27 protein-coding genes and 3 pseudogenes are annotated in these 22,125 nt (G+C 60.3%); 20 read left to right on the forward strand and 10 right to left on the reverse strand.

Annotated features, from left to right (window positions below):
* Positions 1–479 precede the first annotated feature (479 nt).
* The 4 genes from NKI99_RS20005 to NKI99_RS20020 all read left to right on the forward strand — a co-directional run bounded on the left by NKI99_RS20005 (position 480) and on the right by NKI99_RS20020 (position 4,134).
* Positions 480–1,229, forward strand: a complete 750-nt coding sequence (locus tag NKI99_RS20005) for a Crp/Fnr family transcriptional regulator (RefSeq protein WP_352611746.1) — start codon at positions 480–482, stop codon at positions 1,227–1,229.
* A 384-nt stretch (positions 1,230–1,613) separates the two neighbouring features.
* Positions 1,614–2,225 (forward strand): alpha-ketoglutarate-dependent dioxygenase AlkB, encoded by a 612-nt coding sequence (locus NKI99_RS20010; RefSeq protein ID WP_352611747.1) that lies wholly within the window; start codon positions 1,614–1,616, stop codon positions 2,223–2,225.
* A gap of 131 nt (positions 2,226–2,356) precedes the next feature.
* Positions 2,357–2,797: a DUF2231 domain-containing protein gene (locus tag NKI99_RS20015; protein ID WP_352552084.1), complete on the forward strand. Its 441-nt coding sequence runs from the start codon at positions 2,357–2,359 to the stop codon at positions 2,795–2,797.
* Positions 2,794–4,134, forward strand: coding sequence for a PQQ-dependent sugar dehydrogenase (locus NKI99_RS20020; protein ID WP_352611748.1), 1,341 nt, complete (start codon positions 2,794–2,796; stop codon positions 4,132–4,134). Before NKI99_RS20015 ends, NKI99_RS20020 begins: the two co-directional genes overlap by 4 nt.
* A gap of 28 nt (positions 4,135–4,162) precedes the next feature.
* Here NKI99_RS20020 and NKI99_RS20025 read toward each other — a convergent pair whose 3' ends face one another.
* Entirely contained in the window at positions 4,163–5,002 is an 840-nt protein-coding gene (locus NKI99_RS20025; protein WP_352611749.1) for an alpha/beta fold hydrolase, read from the reverse strand.
* Between the two features lie 321 nt (positions 5,003–5,323).
* Here NKI99_RS20025 and NKI99_RS20030 point away from each other — a divergent pair.
* Both NKI99_RS20030 and NKI99_RS20035 read left to right on the forward strand, forming a co-directional pair.
* Positions 5,324–5,914: pseudogene (locus tag NKI99_RS20030) on the forward strand (flavodoxin family protein); the annotation flags it as partial.
* Between the two features lie 170 nt (positions 5,915–6,084).
* Positions 6,085–6,249, forward strand: coding sequence for a DUF3309 family protein (locus NKI99_RS20035; RefSeq protein WP_023811982.1), 165 nt, complete (start codon positions 6,085–6,087; stop codon positions 6,247–6,249).
* A 127-nt stretch (positions 6,250–6,376) separates the two neighbouring features.
* On the opposite strand, the gene NKI99_RS20040 is transcribed toward NKI99_RS20035, so the two are convergent.
* On the reverse strand, positions 6,377–7,159 hold the full coding sequence (locus NKI99_RS20040) for a DUF1236 domain-containing protein (RefSeq protein ID WP_352611750.1): 783 nt from the start codon (positions 7,157–7,159) through the stop codon (positions 6,377–6,379).
* 235 nt (positions 7,160–7,394) lie between these two features.
* Between NKI99_RS20040 and NKI99_RS20045 the strand changes: the two genes are divergently transcribed.
* On the forward strand, positions 7,395–7,808 hold the full coding sequence (locus tag NKI99_RS20045; RefSeq protein ID WP_245273244.1) for a hypothetical protein: 414 nt from the start codon (positions 7,395–7,397) through the stop codon (positions 7,806–7,808).
* A gap of 95 nt (positions 7,809–7,903) precedes the next feature.
* Complete coding sequence (locus tag NKI99_RS20050) at positions 7,904–8,140, forward strand: DUF6894 family protein (RefSeq protein WP_023811979.1); 237 nt, start codon at positions 7,904–7,906, stop codon at positions 8,138–8,140.
* A gap of 10 nt (positions 8,141–8,150) precedes the next feature.
* Here NKI99_RS20050 and NKI99_RS20055 read toward each other — a convergent pair whose 3' ends face one another.
* Positions 8,151–8,531: a hypothetical protein gene (locus NKI99_RS20055; RefSeq protein ID WP_352441513.1), complete on the reverse strand. Its 381-nt coding sequence runs from the start codon at positions 8,529–8,531 to the stop codon at positions 8,151–8,153.
* 198 nt (positions 8,532–8,729) lie between these two features.
* Between NKI99_RS20055 and NKI99_RS20060 the strand changes: the two genes are divergently transcribed.
* The 5 genes and pseudogenes from NKI99_RS20060 (at position 8,730) to NKI99_RS20080 (ending at position 10,615) form a co-directional block, all read left to right on the forward strand.
* Positions 8,730–8,924: a DUF2934 domain-containing protein gene (locus tag NKI99_RS20060; RefSeq protein WP_352441512.1), complete on the forward strand. Its 195-nt coding sequence runs from the start codon at positions 8,730–8,732 to the stop codon at positions 8,922–8,924.
* An 89-nt stretch (positions 8,925–9,013) separates the two neighbouring features.
* Complete coding sequence (locus tag NKI99_RS20065; protein WP_128304477.1) at positions 9,014–9,199, forward strand: hypothetical protein; 186 nt, start codon at positions 9,014–9,016, stop codon at positions 9,197–9,199.
* Positions 9,196–9,441, forward strand: a pseudogene (locus tag NKI99_RS20070) (alpha/beta fold hydrolase); the annotation flags it as partial. The gene NKI99_RS20065 and the pseudogene NKI99_RS20070, both read left to right, overlap by 4 nt.
* Positions 9,366–9,659 carry an alpha/beta fold hydrolase gene (locus NKI99_RS20075; RefSeq protein ID WP_352611762.1) on the forward strand — a complete coding sequence of 98 codons (294 nt, stop codon included), beginning with the start codon at positions 9,366–9,368 and terminating at the stop codon, positions 9,657–9,659. The pseudogene NKI99_RS20070 and the gene NKI99_RS20075, both read left to right, overlap by 76 nt.
* Before the next feature lie 545 nt (positions 9,660–10,204).
* The gene (locus NKI99_RS20080) at positions 10,205–10,615 is read left to right on the forward strand and encodes a DUF427 domain-containing protein (protein WP_023811973.1); all 411 of its coding nucleotides are present in this window, start codon (positions 10,205–10,207) and stop codon (positions 10,613–10,615) included.
* A gap of 30 nt (positions 10,616–10,645) precedes the next feature.
* On the opposite strand, the pseudogene NKI99_RS20085 reads toward NKI99_RS20080, so the two are convergent.
* Both NKI99_RS20085 and NKI99_RS20090 read right to left on the reverse strand, forming a co-directional pair.
* Positions 10,646–11,076, reverse strand: a pseudogene (locus NKI99_RS20085) (HD domain-containing protein).
* A gap of 24 nt (positions 11,077–11,100) precedes the next feature.
* Positions 11,101–11,496: a GFA family protein gene (locus tag NKI99_RS20090; protein ID WP_352441508.1), complete on the reverse strand. Its 396-nt coding sequence runs from the start codon at positions 11,494–11,496 to the stop codon at positions 11,101–11,103.
* 202 nt (positions 11,497–11,698) lie between these two features.
* On the opposite strand from NKI99_RS20090, the gene NKI99_RS20095 reads away from it, so the two are divergent.
* Positions 11,699–12,307 carry a cysteine hydrolase family protein gene (locus NKI99_RS20095; RefSeq protein ID WP_127294539.1) on the forward strand — a complete coding sequence of 203 codons (609 nt, stop codon included), beginning with the start codon at positions 11,699–11,701 and terminating at the stop codon, positions 12,305–12,307.
* A 101-nt stretch (positions 12,308–12,408) separates the two neighbouring features.
* A complete protein-coding gene (locus NKI99_RS20100; RefSeq protein ID WP_352611751.1) occupies positions 12,409–13,683 on the forward strand; it encodes a DUF763 domain-containing protein in 1,275 nt (424 codons plus the stop codon).
* A 22-nt stretch (positions 13,684–13,705) separates the two neighbouring features.
* Here NKI99_RS20100 and NKI99_RS20105 read toward each other — a convergent pair whose 3' ends face one another.
* The 3 genes from NKI99_RS20105 to NKI99_RS20115 all read right to left on the reverse strand — a co-directional run bounded on the left by NKI99_RS20105 (position 13,706) and on the right by NKI99_RS20115 (position 14,840).
* The gene (locus tag NKI99_RS20105; protein WP_023811968.1) at positions 13,706–14,149 is read right to left on the reverse strand and encodes a PPC domain-containing DNA-binding protein; all 444 of its coding nucleotides are present in this window, start codon (positions 14,147–14,149) and stop codon (positions 13,706–13,708) included.
* Between the two features lie 40 nt (positions 14,150–14,189).
* Complete coding sequence (locus NKI99_RS20110) at positions 14,190–14,507, reverse strand: hypothetical protein (protein ID WP_023811967.1); 318 nt, start codon at positions 14,505–14,507, stop codon at positions 14,190–14,192.
* 162 nt (positions 14,508–14,669) lie between these two features.
* On the reverse strand, positions 14,670–14,840 hold the full coding sequence (locus tag NKI99_RS20115) for a hypothetical protein (RefSeq protein ID WP_023811966.1): 171 nt from the start codon (positions 14,838–14,840) through the stop codon (positions 14,670–14,672).
* A gap of 209 nt (positions 14,841–15,049) precedes the next feature.
* Here NKI99_RS20115 and NKI99_RS20120 point away from each other — a divergent pair, with 209 nt between their 5' ends.
* Genes NKI99_RS20120 through NKI99_RS20135 form a run of 4 tightly spaced genes read left to right on the forward strand, consistent with a single transcriptional unit; the run spans position 15,050 to position 19,321 of the window.
* Complete coding sequence (locus NKI99_RS20120; RefSeq protein WP_352441559.1) at positions 15,050–15,622, forward strand: (2Fe-2S)-binding protein; 573 nt, start codon at positions 15,050–15,052, stop codon at positions 15,620–15,622.
* 1 nt (position 15,623) lies between these two features.
* Positions 15,624–16,646: an FAD binding domain-containing protein gene (locus tag NKI99_RS20125; protein WP_352611752.1), complete on the forward strand. Its 1,023-nt coding sequence runs from the start codon at positions 15,624–15,626 to the stop codon at positions 16,644–16,646.
* Positions 16,647–16,649: 3 nt separating this feature from the next.
* Positions 16,650–18,929, forward strand: a complete 2,280-nt coding sequence (locus NKI99_RS20130; RefSeq protein ID WP_023811963.1) for a xanthine dehydrogenase family protein molybdopterin-binding subunit — start codon at positions 16,650–16,652, stop codon at positions 18,927–18,929.
* Positions 18,930–18,952: 23 nt separating this feature from the next.
* The gene (locus NKI99_RS20135; RefSeq protein WP_352611753.1) at positions 18,953–19,321 is read left to right on the forward strand and encodes a RidA family protein; all 369 of its coding nucleotides are present in this window, start codon (positions 18,953–18,955) and stop codon (positions 19,319–19,321) included.
* A gap of 134 nt (positions 19,322–19,455) precedes the next feature.
* Here NKI99_RS20135 and NKI99_RS20140 read toward each other — a convergent pair whose 3' ends face one another.
* Positions 19,456–21,165, reverse strand: coding sequence for an HAD family hydrolase (locus tag NKI99_RS20140; RefSeq protein ID WP_352611754.1), 1,710 nt, complete (start codon positions 21,163–21,165; stop codon positions 19,456–19,458).
* Positions 21,166–21,394: 229 nt separating this feature from the next.
* Here NKI99_RS20140 and NKI99_RS20145 point away from each other — a divergent pair, with 229 nt between their 5' ends.
* Positions 21,395–21,901, forward strand: coding sequence for a YciE/YciF ferroxidase family protein (locus tag NKI99_RS20145; RefSeq protein ID WP_023811961.1), 507 nt, complete (start codon positions 21,395–21,397; stop codon positions 21,899–21,901).
* 60 nt (positions 21,902–21,961) lie between these two features.
* Here NKI99_RS20145 and NKI99_RS20150 read toward each other — a convergent pair whose 3' ends face one another.
* Positions 21,962–22,111, reverse strand: coding sequence for a hypothetical protein (locus NKI99_RS20150; RefSeq protein ID WP_023811960.1), 150 nt, complete (start codon positions 22,109–22,111; stop codon positions 21,962–21,964).
* Positions 22,112–22,125: the final 14 nt, after the last annotated feature.

Genomic DNA, 22,125 nt, shown 5'->3' on the forward strand with positions numbered 1-22,125 from the left:
ATGCAAGAACCCCCAAAATCAGCCTCGGCCCGAATTGACTCGCAAAGCTCCGTACGGAAGCGTACAAAGGAAAATCGTCAGCAGCACAGTTGGGCGCTGACGCTTGGGAGTGACCATCGCTCTTGCCCATCACGAGGCATGGCGTTGCATGGCGAAGGAGCCCGAGCACCACGTGCTGCCAGTAGACGCGATAACCGCGCTTGCGCGGGACACAGGCGCCACTGAACAGCAGATACGTGAAATCATATCGCTCCTCGGGTTCGATCGCGCCTCTATCCTGCGGGAGGCTCGTTTGCTGGCGAAAGATGGTCAGCCAACAAGGCCTTCGAGTCTTCAGCAGTAACTGTCGGTTTCATACCAACACGCCAGCCCGTCTAGTGCTGCGCGAGACGAAGTCTATGGTTCGTTACCGTCCGCTCGTTCGACGGGCGCGGCCGGCTAAGAGATCCCAGTACTCTTGCCCAAGGGAAAAGAGTCTCGTGGATTACCAGATCCTGCAAGCCAAGAGCGAATTGCTTCGCCGCATGAGCGCGGACGATTTCGCGCGGCTAAAGCCGCATCTGGCGAGCGTTTTTCTTGAGTTGCGTGCGCCGATGGAGACTGCGGGGCAGAAGATCGAGGCCGTCTATTTTCTGGAAAGCGGACTGGCCTCGGTGGTGGCCAGGACTTCGGAGGCGACCGAGGCTGAAGTCGGAATCATCGGGTTCGAAGGAATGACCGGGTCGGCCCTGGTCATGGGGGACGACCAGGCGAACTTTGATTGTTACGTCCAGTCGACATGCGAGGCCCTCCGGGTGGAGGCTGCCCCATTCGTCGAAGCCTTGGAGGACAGTCCTACATTGCGGCCGTTCCTGTTGCGCTATGTCCAATATTTCCATGTTCAGACAAGCTACACGGCATCGATCAACGCACGGCAGAGCCTGGAAGTCCGGCTGGCGAGATGGCTTTTGATGTGCAGCGACCGCACTGTCGGAGACAGGCTTATGATAACCCATGAATTTCTGTCCATCATGCTTGGTGTCAGGCGTCCGGGGGTTACCGTTGGCCTCCAGATGATCGAGAGTTATGGTTATATCCGAGCGCGCCGCGGAGAGATCACGATCCGCGATCGAGACGGTCTCGTGAAGTTGGCGCGAGGCTCTTACGGTCCACCTGAAACCCAGTACCGCCGGCTGATCGGAGATTTGGGCTCGAAGCATCCTGCGAGGCAGGAGCGGCCTCTCGCTTGAGCGCCGGGGTCAACAGAGGCTTCTCCGCCACTGAACCGCCAGGAAGACATTTCGAGTGGCCGACGCGATGATGCCGGTGAGACACCGTTGCCTAAGCCGCGCCGGCCACCGCGGCATTTTTTGGGGATGCCGCGGTGCCAATCTAGTTGCTGACAAGCAACTGGCAACGAAGGCTCACGGTTTGGTAAGAACCGTACGTACATGCACGCAACCTCCCTCGGTTACATTCAAGGCATGCTCGCGAATCCTGAGTTGAATACAGCACCCGATAAACTCCGGATTGGCAGGCGTTGTCAGATGCGGTGATGTCCGCTGGGTGGGGTGCAGATTTGCTGGCCAGGTTCCGATATTGCCAGGCGGGCTGGCCTTCACCATCTAGCTGGGATGGCGACACCCACATCGAAAACACTCGACTCATCCAGGCTCCAGCACGATCTCTTTGGTGCTGCCGACGACCTGCCGGAAGGTTTCCTCTACCAGCCCGAGCTGATCGCGGCGCAAGAAGAAACGGAACTCGCCCGGCATCTCGAAGGCCTGCCTTTCGAGGCGTTCGATTTCCATGGCCATCTGGCAAACCGGCGCGTCGTCGGTTTTGGCCTGCGCTACGACTACGACAGGCGCCAGGTCGTCGAGGCGCCGCCGATCCCTGACTTCCTGTTGGCCCTACGCGACAAGATCGCGGCGTTGGCAGGCAGGCCCGCCGAGGCCTTCGCGCAAGTGTTGATCAATGAATACCGGCCCGGCGCCGGCATTGGCTGGCATCGAGACAAGCCTCATTTCGAAGACGTTGCGGGTGTTTCGTTGCTGGGGCCTTGCAGTTTTCGGCTCCGGCGGAAGAATGGCACCAAGTGGGATCGCCGCACCATCGTCGTCGAACCAAGGTCGGCGTATCTCATGACCGGACCATCGCGCACGGAATGGGAGCATAGCATTCCGCCAGTTGATCTGCATCGATACTCGATCACCTTGCGGACATTGCGCGCCAATTCCGCATGAGCATCGCGCGCCGAGCCGTTCTGAGGCATCGCCAGCGCCATCACGAGTTCTTGAACCCAAACGGTTCCGGGAACCTCCCAACCACAAGTTGGTTTGGAGGACAGGTACAGCTTCAAAGGTGGAGAATGCCCATGGCCCGTGCCCGATCCGTGTTGGTGGCCGCCAGGCGTCCGTTCCATAAAACGCCGATGGCAGTCGCAAATGCATGTTTCGTCAGCACATTGCTGACCGACGTTGCCTATTGGCGAAGCGCTGAAATGATGTGGGCCGATTTTTCCGCTTGGCTGCTCCTTGCTGGCCTGGTTGTGGGCGTGCTCGCGGTTCTTGCAGCACTGGTGGATTTGTTTACCGGCCGGCTTTCCGGTGAAGCCGGGCGTGTATGGCCATATCTCCTCGGCAGCCTCGTCGTGCTCGTCGTATCGCTCTTCAACGCACTGGTGCACAGCCGGGATGCCTGGACCTCGGTCGTGCCGACGGGGCTCATCCTGTCCGCCGTCGCCGTGATCGTTGTTCTCTTGGTGGGCCTGCTGGGATGGAGTTCCGGCCGCACTCAGGTGGAGGTGGTCGAATGAATGTCTCGGCCAGGCATATCACGCGTATCGCGAGCCTCGGTCTGCTGTGTGGATCGATTTTGGCGCTGCCCGCATGCAGCGATAGCGAACCGGATCCCACCGATCAGGTCGGAGCGAACCCGACGCTGCCTGAACCGATCCAGTATCTGGTGCCGCCGATGCATGTCGCGTCCGTCATCGGTTGGAAACAGGAGGAAAGGCCGACGGTCGCCAAGGGTTTGCAAATCCAAGCCTTCGCCAAGGGCTTAAAGCATCCGCGCTCGCTTTACAAACTGCCGAATGGTGACGTTCTGGTGGTCGAGTCCGTGGCGCCGCCCGGTGCGGCGATCAAGCGGCCGAAAGACCTGGTCATGGGCTGGATCGAGTCCATGGCGACGTCAGGCGGCGGCACCGAAGGAAGCAACCGTATCACCCTGCTGCGCGATACCAACGGCGATGGTGTGCCCGATGTCCAGGAGGTCTTCCTCGATCATCTCAATTCGCCCTTTGGCGTGGCCCTGGTCGGCAACGATCTCTACGTCGCCAACACCGACGCTATCGTGCGTTACCCCTACATGTCGGGCGACACCAAGATCACCGCCCCGGGCACAGTGCTGACGCCGTTGCCCGGCGGGCCTATCGATCATCACTGGACAAAGTCTCTCGTGGCCAGCCCCGACGGGTCTCTGCTTTATGTCGGCATCGGATCCAACAGCAACATCACCGAGAACGGCATCCAGGCAGAAAAGGACCGGGCCGCGATATGGGAAGTCGACAGGGCCACTGGCCGATATCGTATTTTCGCGAGCGGCCTGCGCAATCCCAACGGGCTGAGCTGGGAACCGCAGAGCGGCGCGCTGTGGGCTGTGATCAACGAGCGCGACGAGCTCGGGCCTAACCTGGTTCCCGACTATATGACCTCGGTCAAGGACGGCGCGTTCTATGGTTGGCCGTACAGCTACTATGGTCAGCATGTCGACCCGCGCGTGATGCCGCAGCGGCCGGACCTTGTCGCCAAGGCGATCCCTCCCGACTATGCCTTGAGTTCCCACGTCGCACCGCTGGGCTTAGCGTTCTACACTGGAACCAACCTGCCGGACCCGTATCGCAATGGCGCCTTTGTTGGCGAGCATGGCAGCTGGAACCGCAAGACCTTCAACGGTTACAAGGTCGTGTTCGTGCCGTTCAAGGACGGTCATCCAGATGGCAAGCCGCAGGATGTCGTCACCGGTTTCCTCGATAAGGACAACAAGGCACACGGGCGGCCCGTCGGCGTTGCCGTCGACAAATCGGGCGCGTTGCTGATCGCCGACGATGTCGGAAACACGGTCTGGCGCGTAACTTCCGCGAGTCAGTAGGCACCTGCATAAACGCGGATCGCTTCACCTATCTCGGTGCAAATTCCACCAGCGCCTTGACGAATTCTGCCGGTGCCTCGATCGGCAGGAATTCGCCGCAGTTGACGATCACGCGACCTTGCAGGTCCTTTGCTCCAGACAGCCTCAAACCTTCGAGGTAGTCGTCGATCGATCCGAAATCCGCGTCGCCGCGGATATAGAGGATCGGAATTTCGATGCGCGCGGGTACTGCATTGACCTTGGCATCCTCCTTGAACGCGCGATACCAATCAAAGCCGGCCTTAAGTGCCTCCGGCCTCGAATAGGCCTCCGCAAAAGTCTCCCGCATTTCATTGGTCAACGCATCGGGATGTCCGGCGAGCAGATCGAAGAAGAAATCGAAGTAGGCGCGCTGGTGGCCTGTCACCAGCAACTCCGGCAGTTCGGGCACCGCATGGAACGCAAAATGCCAGATGTCCGGGTTTGCCACTATCTTCGTCCAGGGATGAAGGCCGGGGATAACCGTATTCATCGGCACCGCACCAACGATGCGATCGCCATGATGGCGAGCAGCGGCGAAGGCAATCATGCCGCCCACATCAAAGCCTGCAACGACGATGGATTTGGCCCCAAGCGTCTCGGCGGCTGAAATCACGATATCGGCAAGAACCTTCTTTTCCGCCGACGGCGGCGTGCCACGCGATTCACCGATCTCCGGAAGATCGAAAGCCAGCGTAAAGTATCGTGCGCCGAGTTCATCGATCACACCCTCATAGATTTTCCGGGAATGGGGCCAGCCGTGCAGAAGGATCAAGGCCGGTCGGCCCGGATCGCCGGCCATGGATACCGCCAGCCGCATATTGCCTGCTTCGAGGGTCCGGACGAGCATCGTCTATCCATTCTCGGGAACTCAGGAGAAAACGATGAGCGAACGAATAGGTTGCCCGACCGGTTCCGCCGGCGTCGCTGCTCACCGCCGCCCGTTCTCCAGCAGTGGCCAGTGCTCAAAGAACCCAGCCTGCTCGCTCAGCCGGCTGGACCGTCACCCGGCGGGAGGAGGGGGCCACTCTCGCCACCGGCCTGTTGGTCCGCCTGGCGGAACAAGCATTTAATCCTGACGTTAAAATGTCGAGCGGTCCCGCAACGGGCGAATGGGCTGTCGCGAAGTCGTCGCGGCGATTTGCAATTAGGACAATGCAGGGAGATCCAGATGCCGCTTACGGCCTTCGCACTCAATTGCTCGCTCAAAGCTTCGAACGACAGGGAAAAATCCTCCACCGATCGGTTGCTCGCCGATGTCCTGGCGGCGCTGATGCAATACGAGGTGAAGGGCGAGATCGTGCGTGCGCTCAGCCACGATATCAAGCCCGGCGTGCTCTCCGACATGGGCGAGGGCGACGATTGGCCGAAACTCAGGAAGAAAATACTGGCGGCCGACATTTTCGTGCTCGGGCTCCCGATCTGGCTTGGCCAGCCCTCGAGTGTGGCCAAGCGCGTCCTGGAGCGGATGGATGCGTTTCTCGATGAGACCGATGACAGAGGGCGCATGCCGGCAGCAGGAAAGGCGGCCTTGGTAGCCATCGTCGGCAATGAGGACGGTGCGCATCACTGCCACGCGGAATGCTTTCAGTCACTGAACGATGTTGGCTTCACCATCCCGGCCAATGGCGGGGTCTATTGGGTTGGCGAGGCCATGCAGGAGGTCAACTACGTCGACCTGCCGGCAACTCCGGAAAAAGTCTCGGGTGCGATCGAAATGGCAGCCTCAAACGCCGCCCATCTCGCTGGATTGCTGAAGAGCGGGACTACTCGGGCGTCTCGGGGTGACCTTTGTTCGCCTAAACACTACCTTAGCAGCGTCGATGAGGTCTCAGTCGGGAACAGGAAGGCTTGTAGCGAGTTCATATTCTCATCAGCCGGCGATCGCCGCTCCGTCTATACGGCGCGAAGCCGCAAACAGGAGAGCAAGTCATGGGTCTCGGCACGATTCTTATCATTATTCTGGTCATTGCATTGCTTGGCGGTTTTAGTGGTCTTGGCGGCGGGCCTTTCTACGGCACCGGTTACTATGGCGGCGGCGGTCTCGGTCTGCTGCTGCTTGTAGTCATTATCTTAGTCGTGCTCGGGCGTCTCTAGCCGAGTCCGCGATGCGGGTGGCAGAATGTATCACCTGCCGCTTGCGGTCCTTCTGGGTTGCTTTGAATCCATAGCAGTCCAGCAATGACGGTCCGCCCTCTAGAGGGCGGACCACTCGTTGGAGATGTTAGGTCAAAATCAGGACGATCTTGAACGTATCCGGATCAACGATGACGATCCGGCCGTCCGCAAGCACGAAATACTCGTAACTTTCGTAAGCGGGAACGATCTTGACGATACGAGCCGGCAAACGATGCAGCCTGACCTTCTGCCGTGGGACTTCGACGCCGACGGTGATGTCAAAATCGACATTGGACACAGGCTCGACCTTCGTCTCCCGGATGATCTGAGTGACCTGGGTTTTCTGCTCCACCGTCACGTTGTTGATGGAACCGGTCGACGTCGTATCCTGTGTCGAGGCCTTGCCCTGAGCCTGCTCGTCGGTCTGCATCTTGGTCTTGTCCCGAGCCTGCTGGTCGGTGGTGGTGCCAGCCTTGCCCTGAGCCTGCTCGTCGGTCTGCATCTTGGTCTTGTCCTGAGCCTGCTGGTCGGTGGTGGTGCCGGCCTTGCCCTGCGCCTGCTCGTCGGTCTTCAGCTTGGTCTTGTCCTGAGCCTGCTTGTCGGTGGTGCCGGCTTTGCCCTGCGCCTGCTCGTCGGTCTTCAGCTTGGTCTTGTCCTGAGCCTGTTGGTCGGTGGAGGTGCCGGCCTTGCCCTGCGCCTGCTCGTCGGTCTTCAGCTTGGCTTTGCCCTGGGCCTGCTCGCCCATCTTGGAACCGCCCTGGCAGTCAGCCTGCCCGGAAGCGCAATTGGCGTCTGCGCCAGATTGGCTTTCGAGCTGTTGTGTCTGAGCCATTGCCGTTCCACAGCCGAGCCCGATCGCCAGCATGCTGGTAATGAGAACATGTTTCATGGGGAAATCTCCCTGGGTAAGGTTCGTCCCTTCAGTGCGTAGAACCAGAACCCAAAAAAAATGTTCCGAGATAGTTGAGTGAGGTCTAAAAAAACGACCTCACTCGAGACCACATGATCGCGGGCGGAAGCCGTCGTTATAATGACCTTTTCAACCTTGCCGATTGCCCTAGCTCTCTCCTGAGAGGAGGCCGGATATGGCAATTTATAGTCTGAGGGTGGTCAGCTTCATTTTCGTGGCACTGGCTTTCGTTCCGGCCGCCGCGCATTTCTTCGCGATATTCAACAAGATGAAGCTTGACGGGCCAAACTATCTGGCTGCGCAGCGCGCCTATGATGGATGGAGCCTGTTCGGAATCGTGGTGCTGGGAGCATTGCTCTCTACGGCCGCCCTGGCGATCCTGCTCTACCGAGCGAGTGCATCTTTCGGCTTGGTTGTCGTCGCCTTTCTCAGCATCGGCGCCACGCAATTTGCCTTCTGGACGCTGACCTACCCAATCAATCAGGCGACCCGGAACTGGACTGTCCTGCCTGAAAACTGGGAGCTGCTGCGGCGCCAATGGGAGTATTCACATGCCATCGCCGCCGGCCTCAATGCCTTGGCGTTGCTTGTGCTTTTCCTATCGGCGCTTCGCGCTGCGGTGCGTTGAACGACCACGTCTTCACCAGCACGGCCGCCGAGCGGGCAGGAACCCCAATGAAGCGAAATCACTGACCCGCCCGATGTTTCCAGCGTGGCCCGAAAATGAAGCGGTACTATTTCGATCTTCAAAACGGTGACGGCGCGGTACCCGACGATGACGGGCAGCTGTTCGAATCCCGGGAACAAGCCAGAGCGGAAGCAATTCGTATTTTGCAGGATGTTGCCCAAGACGAAATGCCCGACTGCGATTTCGTCAAGGTAACCGTCAAAGTACGCGATGAGATCGGTGCGCAGATGTTTGAGGCGTCGCTTGTTCTGACCTCCGGATGGAGCGTGTGATGCCGCAGTGCTAGCGGCGATACCGCACCGGGATTTGCACGACGTTCTCCGATCCAGGCAGATCAAAGGCCATGGCCAGTTGACGTACGGAGGCCATCTCCACGATCAGTTCTTCGATCGAAAAATCCGGCAGGCCGGTCTTCACCCTCTGCCTCACCTTGGCCGCAAGTTCATGAACCCGCACCGGGACGAAAAGCGGGCTGTCGTCCAGCAGCTTGCTGATTTCGATGACCACATCGGCGTCGATGTCTTTCGGCAATTCCCGCATGGGCGTCACCTCCTCTCGAAGCAACAGGCCCGTCATGTCGATGCGACGGGCGATCAGGCGTTGAGCGCCGGGCAAGAGGATCGGAGAGGGACGTGCTCGGCGCTGGCCGATAGCCAGATTCATAAAGCTGCGGGCATCGGTGTGTCACGAAAAAATATCGGTACGAAAATTACCAAGCGGCTCATCCCACGCAATCCACAAGCGCCTTCCCCGAAATCGCAACTCCGGCAGCGCTGTTCCCGACAGAGGAGGAACAAAAAATATGGGGAGGAACAAAAAATATGGCCCGGAATTGAGACTGACGAATTGGAGGATCTAGCCATGGACAGCAAGGAAGAAAAGATCAAACGGCGAGCCCATGAAATCTGGGAGCAGGAGGGCCGGCCGGCTGGCCGCGAGCAGGAGCACTGGGACCAGGCCGTGCAGGAGATCGAGGCTGAGGGTTCGGAGACTGAACGTGGCCCGGTTTTGCCTGATCCGACAGTTGCAGCCGATTCCAATAGCTCGAAGCGTTGATCGTCAAATCCATGGCGTCTTGGAGAGTACGATCAGGCAACCAAATTGGTGGAACCTCGTTTGCCGGACAGCAACCAGAGGAGGTTTCGATGAAGAGGTTCTTTTTACTCCTGGTCCTGGCCGCCGTCCTTGCGCTCGGCGCCTGCGACAACAATATCGAGCCGATGAAAGCCAACACCGGCACCATCAACAAGAACCCACAGATTGACCAGGCCGCCAGACTAGAGTCCACGACTGGTGGTGATCAGCCAGCCACTGTGCCTCAGGGCAAATGAACTCGGTATCACATTGCGACACACCTCTGCTGCGCGTCGCCTATCTCGATGGTGGACCGCGAGACGGCGCCCCGGTTATCCTGCTGCATGGCTGGCCCGACGACGCGACGACATACGCTCGCATTTCGCCAGCCCTTCATGAAGCTGGCTTTCGGACGTTTTCGCCTTGGCTGCGAGGCTTTGGGCCGACATCGTTCCTGTCAGAAGAAACCATGCGCTCGGGCGAGATTGCCGCGATGGCGCAGGATGTGCTGGATTTGCCGATGCGCTTGGCCTCAGCCGCTTTGCGGTTGTCGGACACGATTGGGGCGCCCGGATATCCTATCTGCTCGCGTCGGTTTTCCCGGACCGCATCAAGTGCTGTGCTGCGCTGTCGCTCGGCTGGCAACCAGGCAAACCAGCAACGCCGGCGCCCGGACTTTTGGTATCAATGGTTCATGGCGACGGCCCGGGGCGCTGAGTTCGTACGAAACAATGGCAAAAAATTCGCCAGATACCAGTGGGATAGCTGGGGCCCATTAGGCTGGTTCGACGACGCTATTTTCGATGGTGTCGCGAGTTCGTTCGAAAATCCTGACTGGGCGGATGTGACGTTGCATTCCTATCGGGTCAGATGGGAAGAGGCCGAGCCCGATCCACGCTATGCCGAACTCGCCCGCCGGCAAGCAGCGGTCAAGATCATCACGGTGCCAATCCTGACGCTTCATGGTGGCGACGACCGCGTTGTGTTTGCCCAGTCCTCAGAGGGGCTCGAAAAGCATTTCACCGCGTTCTACAGGCGGGTGGTGCTGGATGGCATCGGACACTTCCCGACGCGTGAGGCTTCTGATCAGGTTTCGCGATTGTTGGCTGCGTTTCTCGATAGCCATGGCAAGCGCTGAAGTGGGGTCGTCATTCGACCTCATAGTACAGGCCGGAACCTGACGCATCGCCGTGCATTTCGTCTCCATGCATGACGAACCGAAATGCGGTCTCGCAATCAATCGGCAGCCAGGGAGAATTTGAATGCAAGCTTCAGGCGCAATCTCAACACACCATGCTGGCCAACTGGCCATAGAACCGTTTGCCGGCACGGTGACGGTACGATTTTCCGACGCCATAGTCGCTGCCACGGAACGGGCGAAAGTGCTTCAGGAAGAAGGACATGAGCCCGTGTTCTACATCCCTTTCGAAGACATCTATTTCGACCTTTTCGAAAAGACGAACACCACCAGCCGCTCCCCTTTGAAAGGCACCGCAAGCTACTGGCGCGTCCATGCGGTGGGCAGCTCGGCTGACGATGTCATGTGGGCATACGAGACGCCTGAAACCGCGGCGCGGCCCATTGCGCGTCATGGTGCATTCGATCCGGAAAAGGCGCGCATCGATGCCGAGCCCGCGGAGGACAGACGGCACACGCCCCACGTCCCGGAGTAGATTGCCCGTTCGCAGCGGGGCGATCTGAATTCAAGGCTGGTGCTGACGGCGCGGAAACTCGTCATCAAGGATGCATAGTGCCTCCTCATATTTGACAGTCGATGCCCCGACCTGTCGTGCCTGCCAGATATTGTCCGCCAGATCCGCGCGCTTCACCCGCAGCGCCAATGGATTCGATGCCGCTCGTCGCACAAACTGAAGTAATCCTCACCGGACCTGCGCGACATGGCGTCGACGGCCGAAGCGATCGTCGGGCCAAAACCGGCCTCTTCCAACTTGGTCCGGTCCCAGCCTTCGCCCTTTTCGAGGACGTCATGGAGATAGGCGACGACCTTCTGGTCCTTGGTTTCGACCGCGTCAACGATACGGCGGCAGTGCTCGATATACGGTCGCCCGGTCTTGTCGCGCTGTGCTGCGTGGACCTCTTCGGCAATCTTGGCCGCCCGGTAAAACATGCTCATCTGGCTTGTCCTTCAGACATGGTTTCACCATCGCTCCTCAGTATCGTGGTGCGGCAGGTCTATTCCGCAGCAAACCCAGCCAAGTCGCTGCCTCGATCCATAATTGTAGCGCGGTTCCAGCCGAGCCGGATCGTCGAACGTTCCGATATGCAGCGCGATCTCTCCGGGCGATGCGTCATAGGCAAGGCTGAGGGGCGATCCGCAGGCGGAGCAGAACCCCCTGCAGGCAATCGGCGAAGACCTGCGATAGGTCGGCGTCGCATTGGTCCAGTTCACGCTTTGGGAAGGCACCCAGGCCAGAACCGCGAACGCACTGCCGGTCGCTCGCCGGCACATATCACAATGGCAGTAATGCACTCTCGGTTCGCTTCCAACGCGGAAGCGGATCGTGCCGCAGAGACATCCTCCGCTCAGTTCCATTTTGGCGCCCCGGCTGACTTGCCGCTCCAACGCCTCTCGCGCGGTCTCATGCGAGCACCTCCATTCATCTCAGCGGAAACGCCAGCCATTTACGTCGGTTCCTGTGGCTATCTCAGGAACCAGTGCTTGCGCGCGGCGTTGCGTGTCTTTGCCGACAACGGGAGGAAACAGGGAAAATGCATCGTCGGTCGGAGAAGCGCTGATGTCGATGCCGGGGCTGGCATACGGTCCTCTCGGCGATCGATGCATGCATATCTGCGTGGATATGCAGCGGCTGTTTGCAGAGCCGTCCGAATGGGCAACACCCTGGATCACCCGGGTTCTCCCGCAGATCGAGAGGCTGGTCGAAAGACGCGCGCCACAGACGGTCTTTACACGCTTCCTGCCCGCCGGGAAGCCGGGGCAGGGCGTCGGCACATGGAAGCGCTATTATGAGCGCTGGGCTTCCCTGACGATCGAGACGATCGGGCCCGAAATGACCGAACTGTTGCCGTCTTTAGCCGGCTACTGTCCGCCAGCGGCGATCGTCGACAAGCACATCTACTCGCCCTGGTTCGAAGGGCGTCTCAGAGCGCTCCTGGTGGAGCGCGGCATCGATACGCTGGTCATCACCGGCGGCGAAACGGATGTTTGCGTTCTGGCCACGGTGCTCGGGGCCATCGATTTCGGCTATCGCGTGGTTCTCGTCACGGACGCGCTGTGCAGTTCTTCCGACGCAACCCATGACGCACTGCTGACCGTTTACCACCAACGTTTCGCGCAGCAGGTCGAGACGGTTGAGATGGAAACGGTTCTCTCGAACTGGACTTGACGTCCGCTAACCCGGCCCGGGTGGGAGTGTCCATGCTTCCTTGCGCGGTTGGGCTGCCTATCTGTTAAGAGAATGACGGACACCAGAACAGGTAGCAGGACGTGACGCAACGATCGGGAAGTGCTGATCTTCCACTCCATGGCGGGCGCGTGCCAAAATGGCTCGGCGACCGCATGACGCGTCTTGGCGCTGTGATGTGCGAGGCGATCATTCATCACTATGGTCGAGACGAGCTGCTGCGGCGGCTGGCGCATCCATTCTGGTTCCAGTCCTTTGGTGCTGTCATGGGCATGGATTGGCACTCGTCAGGAATCACGACCAGCGTCGTGGGCGCTTTGAAGCGTGGCCTCACGCCGCTTTCCGGCGAGCTCGGCATTCATGTCTGCGGTGGTCGCGGCGCGCATTCGTGCAAAACCCCGCATGAGCTGGAAGCCATCGGCCAACGCGTCGGCTTCGACGGAGCGGGCCTGGCAACCGCCAGCCGGCTGGTCGCCAAGGTCGACAGCGCCGCCGTCCAGGACGGTTTCGATCTCTATCTGCATGGCTTTATCGTCGCCGATGACGGTCACTGGGTTGTGGTGCAGCAAGGTATGAACGGCGACAGCAAGGTGGCGCGCCGCTACCATTGGCTTTCCGAAGGCCTGAAGAGTTTTGTCGACCAGCCGCATGCCGCCATCGAAGGGGCCAATCAAGGCGAGATCGTCAACCTGACCGACCGGCGTGCCGAGGCGTCCCGCCAAGGGCAACTTGACCTTTTGCAGGATCTCGGACCGGATCGCATCCTGGGCGAGCTGGCGGCATTGGAGCGTGGCGCGGAGCCGACGCGCCGGCAGGAACCGGAACAACCGCTGCTGCCGCATTTGGTCATGCCGGCCCACCATGACGTTCGCGAAAGCGATGTCGTCATGCATCGCCTACACGGCAATATCGCAGCCGCCGCGGACCGCGGTCCCACCGATTTCGCCGAGCTCCTTCTGGTCCCCGGCGTCGGCGCACGCACAGTGCGCGCGCTGGCCCTCGTTGCCGAGGTGGTGCATGGCGCTCCTTGCCGTTTTTCCGATCCCGGCCGCTTCTCGCTGGCGCATGGCGGCAAGGACAGGCATCCATTTCCGGTACCGCTGAAGGTCTATGACGAGACGATCGGGGTTCTGAAGTCGGCCGTGCAGAAGGCAAAGCTCGGTCGCGATGAAGAAATCGGCGCCTTGAGGCGGCTCGACGATCAGTCGCGGCAAGTCGAGCGATACGTGACCGGCCCCAGCCTGAAGGAAATTGTCGCGGGAGAATTCGACCAATCGCATCTGCTTGGCGGGCGCAGCGTGTTCGGGTGGGAAGCTGCGCCGGACACAGCACCTGCTGAGCGGAGCAAGAAAGCGTGAGAACGAGACAGAGGGCTGTAGATCAGTCGGCCAGATCGATCAGCGCGACACCGAGGTCCGGACGCTTGCTGCGGCGCAGATGACCGGGCGCTTCCACCAGGGTGATTTCGAGCGTTGGTCGAACGATGCCGTCAAGCAGATGTCCACCCCGGGTGGTGCCGTCGCTCAATCCAAGCACCGCATGGACGTGCAGGCTGGGCTTGTCATCATCACCCAGTGCAACATCGCCGATCGCGCTCAGAACCTCGCACTGTTCGCCGATGGGGATTTTGCGGTAGGTCTTCGCGGTCGGATCAAACCAGCCCACGGTGGCTTTTTCGAAAGCCCCTATGGCGGTCAAGGACGCACTGCCGATCTCCTGGTCGACCGCGAAGGCGGTCAGTGCCGCGAACGCTTCTTCGCCTGGGTCGAGCACCACGACGAATGTCCGTTGTCCGCCGATCTCATTGACGAGCTGAGATTTCATCCCTGTGCTTCCATCGTTCGGCCCAAGGCCGTCGCCAAGATCAATGGGCGCGGTGTTCCGCATTGCGCTTGCGGGTCGCTGCAGCTTTCTTTGCCGATTCGGATCGGCTTGCGGCAGACCGTGATGCCGATGCCTTGCCGCCGCTTTTACCGCCTTTGTGCGCCGCGAGATGGCCCGTGTGTTTGCCGCGGCCCGAACCGCCTTCCTTCTTGCCACCGCCATCGTCCTTGTTGACGGTAGCCCATGCACGCCGCTCTGCTTCCTTGTCCGAAACCCCGCGCTTCTCGTAGCCTTCGGCAATGTGGTCGGCCTTACGCTCCTGCTTGTCAGTGTATTTCGATTTGTCGCCTCGTGGCATGGCCTGCTCCTATTGAATAAGGGCTGAACGTCGATTTGACGCGCTGGTTCCAACAGAAGTTCGCGTAGCCAATGCCATCGCCCGCCATGGCCAAACACCGCCGCGCGCAGGCTAACGCTTTTCGGGCCGGGGAGAGCGCAGCAGCAGGCGAGGGGAATTGGTTCAGCCGATTGCCAACCTCACGACGAGGGCCAGGATCACGACACCGACCAAGCCGGCTATGAAGATGACCCGACGGGTGCGCGTTCGCAGGATGATCTCGCCTTGTCTCGCCTGCTCCGCAGAGAATACAGGTCCATTGTCGCCGTCCTTGCCATGCCGACCATCGCTCATGATCGCCTCCTTCCGGCTCTTGGCACACAACCATCGCTTGACCGGGGAGGTTCCGATTGCATCGATCCGGCCAGCAGAAAAAGGATCACAGGCTCGTGAGGAGGGAACTTTGCCCTCCGCGAGTGGTTTGGGCCGCTTGAGACCCAGCCAGCCCGGAGCCAGCCATGTCCGATGCCAAAATTTCCAGCGGCTTGAGCAGACGCATGTTCATGACGGCCTCTGTTTCGGCGGCGGCGGTGATGCCGCTTGTGAATTCCCCAACGAGAGCTGCCCAGCCCGCGTCCGCAAAACCGGCCGAACCGCGCGATTTGTCGGCGGTTTCGATGCGTATCAACAAGCAGACCTACAACCTCGCGCTCGACAATCGAACCAGCCTGCTTGACGCGCTGCGCGACCATGTCGGCCTGACCGGCACCAAGAAAGGTTGCGATCACGGTCAGTGTGGTGCCTGCACGGTGCTGATCGACGGAAAGCGGGTACTGTCGTGCTTGAGCTTTGCCGTCATGAACCAGGGCCGGGAGATCACAACGGTGGAAGGCCTGGCTTCGGCGGACGGGGAACTGCATCCGGTCCAGCAGGCCTTCGTCGACCACGATGCCTTTCAATGCGGCTATTGCACACCGGGTCAGATCATGTCCGCCATCGGTTGCATCAACGAAGGCCATGCTGGATCGGAAGATGATATTCGCGAATATATGAGCGGCAATCTATGTCGCTGCGCGGCCTATCCCAACATCGTTGCGGCGATCGTTCAGGCACGCGACGAGACCAGGAGGGCTTAGGATGCGCCCGTTCGTATATGAAAGACCAACCAGCGTCTCCACGGCGATCGCCATGGCGTCCCGTCCCGATGCCGTGCATGTTCCGCCAACCGGCGCCGACACGCAGTTCATCGTCGGCGGCACCAATCTGGCCGACTACATGAAGCTCGGTGTCGCGCGGCCGGAGCGACTGCTCGACCTCAACACTCTTGCCGAGCCGGCCTTGCGGCAGATCAGGATAGACGATGATAAGATCCGGCTTGGTGCGCTGGTCCGTATGGGTGAAGCAGCCGACAACAATGATGTCAGGCGCCGTTGCCCGGTCCTCGCCGACAGCTTGAAATTCGCTGCCAGCGGTCAGCTTCGCAACATGGCGAGCCTGGGCGGCAATGTGCTGCAACGTACGCGCTGCGAGTATTTTCGAGAGATATCTTGGCCGTGCAACAAGCGCGAACCGGGCTCCGGCTGCGCTGCGATGGAAGGGTCCAATCGCCAGCATGCCGTGCTGGGTACGAGCGATGCCTGTATTGCCACGTATCACGGCGATTTCGCGCAGGCGCTGGTTGCGCTGGACGCCACCGTCGATGTCGAAGGTCCGCGGGGAAGGCGCACGCTCACTTTTGCCAAGCTGCATAAACGGCCGGGCGAAACGCCCGACATCGAGACGGATCTGGCCGCCGACGAGCTCATTACCGCCATCGAAGTGCCGCTGGCACAGTGGAGCAGCCGGTCGCGCTATCTGAAGATACGCGATCGCGAATCCTACGCGTTTGCGCTGGCGTCCGCGGCTGTCGCGCTCGACATGGATGTCGAGACGGTAAGGAGTGCGCGCATTGCGCTTGGCGGAGTGGCGACGGTGCCGTGGCGTGCGCGCGAAGCAGAGGACGCGCTACAGGGCAAAGTGCTTGACGAAGCCACGGCGCAGGAGGCCGCCGAGGCTGCTTTCGCCGATGCCAGACCGCGCGAGCATAACGCATTCAAGATACCGCTCGGCAAGCGCACGCTGGTGCGGGCGCTGCTCGAAACCCGGGATATGAAGGGCTGAGCCATGAACCAAGCTGCACCCGCTCCAAGGGAAAACCAGGGCGATCCCGTTGTTCGCATTGACGCCCGGCTAAAAGTTACCGGACAGGCCGGCTATCCCGCCGACATCGTTACGGCCAACGTCGCCTACGGTGCCCTTGCCACCAGCAGCATTGCCCGGGGCAAGGTTTCCGAACTTCACACGAAAGACGCCAATGCCGTACCCGGTGTGCTGGACATCGTCACCTATGGCGATCTGGACAAGACCGACATGCCGAAATTCGGCAACACCGGTGCAAGTTCGATTGGGCCCTTGCACGACAAGACGGTTTTTCACGATGGTCAGATCATCGCTCTGGTGGTCGCTGAAACCTTCGAGGCGGCGGAGGAGGCAGCGATGTTGGTCCGCGCCGACTATGAGGACGAACGGCCCAGCGCCAGCTTTGATTCCAAGGGCGTGAAGATGGAACCGGCTGCCGGCAAAAGCCCGATGTTCAAGGAGGATGCGAAGGCCGGTGACTTCGACGCCGCTTGGGCGGATGCGACGGTGAAGATCGACGAAAAATATTCGACGCCGACCCAGCATCATAATCCGATCGAGCTGTTTTCGACCACCGCCATATGGCAGGGCGACCAGTTGACGATACACGAACCCAGTCAAAACGTTACGGGCTGGAAGGTGGAACTGGCACGCCAACTGAAGCTCGATCCGGCCAATGTGCGGATCGTCAGTCCCTATATCGGCGGCGCCTTCGGCTCCAAGGGGCCGATGACGGCACGCACTGCTATCGTTGCCGTCGCGGCGCGGCGCATCGGCCGGCCGGTTCGCTGCGTCGTCAATCGCATGCAAGCCTTCGGTACGCAGACCTATCGAGCCGAAACACGGCATCGGATCCGCATGGGCGCCGGCAAGGACGGCCGCATCACGGCGTTCGGACATGAGGCCTGGGAGGTGACGTCACGCCCGGACCCTTATGTCGTCGGCGGCACGTCCGCCACCGCGCGCATGTACGATTACGGCTCCGTTCTGACGCATGTTTCGCTGGTTCATGCCGACCGCAACACGCCTGGCTACATGCGATCGCCGCCGGAGACGCCTTATGTCTACGCGCTGGAAAACGCCATGGACGAAATGGCCGTGGCCCTCGGTATGGATCCTGTCGAGTTTCGTCGCATCAATGAACCGGAGAAGGAGCCGATCGGAGGCAAGCCATTTTCCAGCCGCTCACTCATCAAGTGCTACGACCAGGCGTCCGAGGCCTTTGGCTGGTCGAAGCGCGATCCCAGGGTCGGCTCGATGCGCGACGGCGATTGGCTGGTCGGAATGGGCTGTGCGACGGCAATCTATCCGACTGCCGCCGCACCTTGCGCGGCCCGGGTTCGTCTCACCGCGGATGGCGAGGTTCGGGTCCAGTGCGGCTCCCATGAAATTGGCACCGGCGTTCGCACCATCGCCGGCCAAATGGCGGCCGAAAGGCTGGGGGTCGGCATGGACAAGATCAGCGTGGAGATGGGCGACAGTGCCTTGCCGCCGGCTCCCGTGTCGGGCGGATCGATCTCGACCGCCAGCGTCTGCTCCGCGGTCATGAAAGCCTGCGACGCGATACGCGAAAAACTGTTTGCCGCCGCTGCGGGCAAGGGGGCTCCGCTGGCAGGTTCGGCCAATGCGAAGCTGGATTTGAAGGACGAAGAGGTCGTCACCGAGACCGGCAAGTCCGCCAAGCTGGCCGATGTCTTCAAGGCCATGCAAGTCGGCGCCATCGAAGAATATGCCGAGTTTGCGCCGAAGGGTTCTTCGCCTGAAGCCCTGAGGAAACTCTATGCCGGACAATCGGAGTTTCATGGTGGAGAGAACGACGAAGATTCGGTCAAATATGCGTTTGGCGCCGAGTTCGTCGAAGTGCGCATCAACAGCTATACACGCGAAATCCGGGTGCCGCGCATGGTCGGAGCCTTCGCTGCCGGGCGCATCATGAACACGCGCACCGCGCGCAGCCAGCTGATAGGTGGCATGATCTGGGGCATTGGCCAAGCGTTGCACGAGGCCACGGAAATTGATCAGCGACACGCGCGCTACGTGAATCGCGACCTGCAGGACTATCTCGTGCCGGTCAACGCCGACATCAAACAGGTCGACGTTATCCTGGTCCCCGAAATCGACCACCAGGTCAATCCTGCCGGCGTCAAGGGCTTGGGCGAACTCGGCAATGTCGGAACGGCTGCTGCCGTGGCGAGTGCCGTCTATCATGCCACCGGCAAGCGCATTCGCGATCTGCCGATCAGAATAGATGATTTGATAGGCTGACGATCAAGAGCTCTGGACGGAGCATGGAACTCGTAACCCATCAGAAATTCAAAAACGGCAGGTTGATGCCGTGGGGAAAAGGCACGGTCGTCACCGGAGCAAAGGGATTTGTCTACCTCTGCGGCAATACGGCAACCGCCGAAAATTACGATCCTGCCGGAAAGAGAGGAGGGGGCTTCCCTGGCGATGCGGCGGCACAGTGGCGCGCAATTTTGGCGAACATCAAATCAGATCTGGAAGAACTCGGCAGCGCGCTCGACTATCTCATCCGGCTGACCTTCTTCATCAAGGGGCCATTTCCCGATGGCGGCGTTCTAAGTTCACCCAATTTTTCGTCTCGACGTACGGGACGAGTTCTTTGCCGAGCATTGCGCGAAGCACTGCAGCTATAACAACCCGCCGCCCTCCGAGGTGATCGGGATTGCAGCGCTTGCGCAAGCCGACATCGATTGTCGCGGTGGCGGCGTTGCCTGACTGAAAAAGTTTTCGCGTGCAGCGATAGCTTAGTTGCCTTGGCTCTCGAGTGTCACTCCGGGGCTGTGGCCGGAGCCGTGTAACGTCGGCGCACAGCGTCAAGCACCCGCTTGCGGCTCTCCTGCGCCGACAGGGTCTTGTCCTCTTCCGCCTCGGCGGTTTCGCGCGCCAGGTCCTTGTCCCTGATCTGATGTCGAAACCATTTGGAATAGTCGCCGGTGCGCAAGTGAAACTCCCAAGTCTTGTCGTCTATGCCCTCGGCGATCTGAGCGAAGATCATCAGATTGTGAGCCCTGAGGTTCATCGCATTGTCAGGGCCATGGAAATAGAAGCTGCCGGCTTCGTCGAGCTGGCCTTCGGCATATTTCCGGCTGTGCCGCTTGAGTGACTGACGTGGTTCCACCACCTTGACCGTCTTGACTTTCTTGCCCGCCTGCGGCCGCCAGAACAGCACGCGCGCGCCCTTGGGGCTGGGGATGTCCTTTGGCGGCTCAATGCCAGTCTCCTTGCAGAAGACCTTCACCACGTCCTTCGCCTTGGGGCCAAGCGCAATGATGGCTGTCACAAGGCGCAAGGCGTCTGTCGAGATCGCCTCGGGGTGAACGGTGATCAAGATTGTGCCCGGCAATTCCAATGAAAGGACCGCCCGCGTATCGTCGCGCCGCTTGGGCAGAAGATGGTGCGCTTCATCGATGACGAGCCAGTGCGGTCTCGCGGTGCGCCGGCGGAAACTGCTCAGGCCAGGCAGCAGGTCGGCAAAGAAATCCGGCCTCTCGTCGACGCGCAGGGCCAATCCGTTGACGACAATGTTGCTGTCGGCCTTGGCGATCAGATCCAGCACCTGCGCCTTTGTCGGCGCGCTTGAGCCGTCTCCCAGGCGAACGGCGCCTTCGAGGCCGTCATAGTCGCCTTCGGGATCGAAGACGCAGAACTGAAAACCACTTTCGACGAAGCGTTCCGTCAGCGCGGTGGCCAAGGTGGATTTACCAATGCCGGAACTCCCGGCAATGAGGATCGTGTCGCTCGGCGACAGGTAGACATCATCGCCGCCAGACGACCCAAGAACGATGCCGTCATGGCGCTTCGGCACTATCGCGTGATCACGCTTTATCAGCTTTGCGATCAATTGCTCCACGCCCTTGCCGCGGGCGCCACGCATGACCAGGTTGGCTGTATCCTTGACCGCCGGAATTGCATTGTCGACGGCGGCGCTGCAGCCACAGGCTTGCAGGAACGCGTGGTCGTTCTCGGCGTCGCCGACGCCGACGACGTTGTGCGGCGAAAGTCGAAGGTCCTGAAGGGCCGCAGCGAGCCCGGTGGCTTTGTTGATGCCGCTCGGCAGGATCATCACCGCGCCCTTGTTGAAGATGATTTCCAGTTCGAGACCCATCTTCTTGATGATATCGAGCACGGTCACCTGATGGGGTTCCCAGGTCGCGACGATCGATCGCCCGACCGAAAGCGGCTTGACGCCCTGCCGCTTCAATCTGGCGATGAATTTGGGCTCGGGCGATGGGGCGATCACCCGCTCTTCCTCGCTGGCCGGCGTGTAGATCATCGCGCCATTCTCAGCGACGACCTTGTCGAAGAGGCTAAGCTCGGGAAAGACGCGCTTGAGATCGGGCAGTTCACGCCCGGTGACGAGAACCAGCTTGCGGCCGCTTTTCTTGAACCGCTCAAGCGCGGCGAGCGTCTTCTTGGCGACGATCCCATCATGAGCCAGCGTGCCGTCATAGTCTGCCGCCAATGCAATGAAATACATTCCGCCGACCCTTCTCGTTCCGGTTGCCCTGTGGCTAGAACGTGTGATCGAGACAAAGGCTCCCCACCGACCGGATCGTAGGTGGAGGAGGGGCGGTTCGCCCTCGGAATCAGGAACTCCTTCGGTGCCGGTACGTTGACCAGACAAGCCGGGAACCGTCCCGGTCTTTGCTGGCGGCGTGCAAACCCCGTCGCCGAAATCCACACCAAGCGCAATGAAAGGTAAGGCCATGGGCTTCTTTTCGAAGGACATCAAGACACTCGACGATCTCTTCGTGCACACGCTGCGCGACATCTATTACGCCGAAAAGCAGATCGAGAAGGCGCTGCCGAAGATGATCGACAAGGCAACCGACCCGCAATTGAAAGCCGGATTTGAAAAACACCTCGACCAGACGAGAGGCCATATCGAGCGCGTCGAACAGGTGTTTGAGTTGCATGGCGTCAAGGCCAAGGAGGTCAACTGTCCGGCAATCGACGGTATTCTCGAGGAGGCCGACGATGTGAGCGGTGACGTCGATGACAAGGAGGTTCTCGACGCGGCGCTGATTGCTTCGGCGCAGGCCGTCGAACACTATGAGATGACCCGCTACGGGACGCTCATCGCCTGGGCCAAGCAACTCGGCCGCACCGACTGCGCCAATGTGCTGGCCAAGAACCTGAGGGAAGAACAGGCGACCGATCGCAAGCTCACCGAAATGGCGGAAAGCAAGATCAACCTGCAGGCAGCCGAATAGGGCTGCAATCCGGCCGGCTGGTAACTCGGCCGGCCGGATTGCTGGCAGGTTTCCACTCCGTCAGCGAGACGGGTCGACGCCCAAGGCCGTTGATTGCTTGCGCAGCGCCTCATCGTCATCCTGCGGCGCATGCCGAGCAGATCCTGCGATTTCCGTGTAGATGCGGTACGCTACACAAGTGAGCGCCACCATGAAAAGCAGACGGCCCATCCATCCTACTCCTT

The sequence above is a fragment of the Mesorhizobium sp. M0239 genome (genome assembly GCF_040321815.1).
Taxonomy (GTDB): Bacteria; Pseudomonadota; Alphaproteobacteria; order Rhizobiales; family Rhizobiaceae; genus Mesorhizobium.

Excerpts from the sequence above, each read along its gene's own strand:
- NKI99_RS20010 (WP_352611747.1), top strand. The coding sequence starts at position 1,614 with ATGGCGACACCCACATCGAAAACACTCGACTCATCCAGGCTCCAGCAC.
- NKI99_RS20015 (WP_352552084.1), top strand. The coding sequence starts at position 2,357 with ATGGCCCGTGCCCGATCCGTGTTGGTGGCCGCCAGGCGTCCGTTCCAT.
- NKI99_RS20020 (WP_352611748.1), top strand. The coding sequence starts at position 2,794 with ATGAATGTCTCGGCCAGGCATATCACGCGTATCGCGAGCCTCGGTCTG.
- NKI99_RS20025 (WP_352611749.1), bottom strand. The coding sequence starts at position 5,002 with ATGCTCGTCCGGACCCTCGAAGCAGGCAATATGCGGCTGGCGGTATCC.
- NKI99_RS20035 (WP_023811982.1), top strand. The coding sequence starts at position 6,085 with ATGGGTCTCGGCACGATTCTTATCATTATTCTGGTCATTGCATTGCTT.
- NKI99_RS20040 (WP_352611750.1), bottom strand. The coding sequence starts at position 7,159 with ATGAAACATGTTCTCATTACCAGCATGCTGGCGATCGGGCTCGGCTGT.
- NKI99_RS20050 (WP_023811979.1), top strand. The coding sequence starts at position 7,904 with ATGAAGCGGTACTATTTCGATCTTCAAAACGGTGACGGCGCGGTACCC.
- NKI99_RS20055 (WP_352441513.1), bottom strand. The coding sequence starts at position 8,531 with ATGAATCTGGCTATCGGCCAGCGCCGAGCACGTCCCTCTCCGATCCTC.
- NKI99_RS20060 (WP_352441512.1), top strand. The coding sequence starts at position 8,730 with ATGGACAGCAAGGAAGAAAAGATCAAACGGCGAGCCCATGAAATCTGG.
- NKI99_RS20065 (WP_128304477.1), top strand. The coding sequence starts at position 9,014 with ATGAAGAGGTTCTTTTTACTCCTGGTCCTGGCCGCCGTCCTTGCGCTC.
- NKI99_RS20080 (WP_023811973.1), top strand. The coding sequence starts at position 10,205 with ATGCAAGCTTCAGGCGCAATCTCAACACACCATGCTGGCCAACTGGCC.
- NKI99_RS20090 (WP_352441508.1), bottom strand. The coding sequence starts at position 11,496 with ATGGAACTGAGCGGAGGATGTCTCTGCGGCACGATCCGCTTCCGCGTT.
- NKI99_RS20095 (WP_127294539.1), top strand. The coding sequence starts at position 11,699 with ATGTCGATGCCGGGGCTGGCATACGGTCCTCTCGGCGATCGATGCATG.
- NKI99_RS20105 (WP_023811968.1), bottom strand. The coding sequence starts at position 14,149 with ATGAAATCTCAGCTCGTCAATGAGATCGGCGGACAACGGACATTCGTC.
- NKI99_RS20110 (WP_023811967.1), bottom strand. The coding sequence starts at position 14,507 with ATGCCACGAGGCGACAAATCGAAATACACTGACAAGCAGGAGCGTAAG.
- NKI99_RS20115 (WP_023811966.1), bottom strand. The coding sequence starts at position 14,840 with ATGAGCGATGGTCGGCATGGCAAGGACGGCGACAATGGACCTGTATTC.
- NKI99_RS20120 (WP_352441559.1), top strand. The coding sequence starts at position 15,050 with ATGACGGCCTCTGTTTCGGCGGCGGCGGTGATGCCGCTTGTGAATTCC.
- NKI99_RS20125 (WP_352611752.1), top strand. The coding sequence starts at position 15,624 with ATGCGCCCGTTCGTATATGAAAGACCAACCAGCGTCTCCACGGCGATC.
- NKI99_RS20130 (WP_023811963.1), top strand. The coding sequence starts at position 16,650 with ATGAACCAAGCTGCACCCGCTCCAAGGGAAAACCAGGGCGATCCCGTT.
- NKI99_RS20135 (WP_352611753.1), top strand. The coding sequence starts at position 18,953 with ATGGAACTCGTAACCCATCAGAAATTCAAAAACGGCAGGTTGATGCCG.
- NKI99_RS20140 (WP_352611754.1), bottom strand. The coding sequence starts at position 21,165 with ATGTATTTCATTGCATTGGCGGCAGACTATGACGGCACGCTGGCTCAT.
- NKI99_RS20145 (WP_023811961.1), top strand. The coding sequence starts at position 21,395 with ATGGGCTTCTTTTCGAAGGACATCAAGACACTCGACGATCTCTTCGTG.
- NKI99_RS20150 (WP_023811960.1), bottom strand. The coding sequence starts at position 22,111 with ATGGGCCGTCTGCTTTTCATGGTGGCGCTCACTTGTGTAGCGTACCGC.